At 56.1% G+C, this 1,236-nt stretch carries 1 protein-coding gene; it reads left to right on the forward strand.

Going from position 1 to position 1,236, the window contains the following annotated elements; translation table 11 throughout:
- Positions 1–81: 81 nt before the first annotated feature.
- Positions 82–1,184 (forward strand): IS3 family transposase gene (locus PH605_RS25235; protein WP_104679491.1). Its coding sequence is split into 2 segments (ribosomal slippage): positions 82–343 and positions 343–1,184, totalling 1,104 coding nucleotides; the frame shifts between segments, so codons are not numbered across the junction.
- The last annotated feature ends 52 nt before the right edge of the window (positions 1,185–1,236 follow it).

A 1,236-nucleotide genomic window follows, 5' to 3' on the forward strand; every position in this document is an offset into this window, starting at 1 on the left:
TGATCTGAACCCTTCAAACTGGACCGTTTTTGGTTAGAGTTTTCCGGTGCATTTTCCTGGCTGGGAAAGGAACGGAAGACGATGAAAGCATCACAGTTTTCGGACGCACAGAAGGCGTTCATTCTGAAGCAGGGTGATGAAGGAGTGTCGGTTGCGGAGATCTGCCGGAAGGCGGGGATCAGCCAGGCGACCTATTTCAACTGGAAGAAAAAATACGCGGGCATGCTGCCGCCGGAGATGAAGAAGCTGAAGCAGCTCGAGGACGAGAATGCGCGGTTGAAGAAGATCGTCGCGGACCTGACGCTGGACCGTGAGATGTTGCAGGATGTCATTCGGCGAAAGCTCTAAGGCCTGCTCGGAAACGCGAGATGGTGAAAGGCATGTGCCGGGATTGGATGATCTCGATCCGGCGTGCCTGTGGGGCACTGAACTTCGATCGGTCGACCTACCATTACACCTCTCGCCGTGCCGATCAGGCCGGTCTGGAACGTCGTATTCGTGAGATCTGCGAGATACGTGTTCGCTACGGCTATCGTCGCGTGCATGTATTGTTGGAGCGCGAGGGTTGGGGGACCAACATCAAGCGAACCTATCGCATTTACAGAGACTTGGGCCTGCAACTGCGTAACAAGACGCCGAAGCGACGGGTCAAAGCCAAGCTGCGGGAAGATCGGCAAATGGCCGTTGGACCGAACGATGTCTGGGCGATGGACTTCGTTCACGACCAACTCGCGACCGGCAAGAAACTGCGGGTGCTCACGGTGGTCGACACCTTCTCGCGCTATGTGCCGGTGCTTGATCCACGTCACAGCTATCGAGGTGAAGATGTCGTGCAAACCTTGGAACGGGTATGCCGGAAAGTTGGCTACCCGAAGACGATCCGTGTCGATCAGGGGACTGAGTTCGTGTCTCGCGATCTTGACCTTTGGGCCTACGCCAAAGGCGTCACCTTGGACTTCTCACGCCCGGGCAAGCCGACCGACAATGCGTTCATTGAAGCGTTCAATGGCCGCTTCCGCGCCGAATGTCTGAATCAGCACTGGTTCCTGACCCTTGCGGATGCCCGCGAAAAGATGGAGGATTGGCGTATAGACTATAATGAGTTTCGGCCGCATGGTGCGATCGGCAATAAGGTACCGATCTCGCTGATGAAATCAGGAGGCTCAACCAGCCCGCCTCCCTGAATGAAGCCGGAAAACTCTAGCCTCAGATGGTCCAGAAACCTGGGGCGGTTCA

The sequence above is a fragment of the Agrobacterium sp. CFBP 3001 genome (assembly GCF_027871605.1).
Classification (GTDB): Bacteria; Pseudomonadota; Alphaproteobacteria; order Rhizobiales; family Rhizobiaceae; genus Agrobacterium; species Agrobacterium leguminum.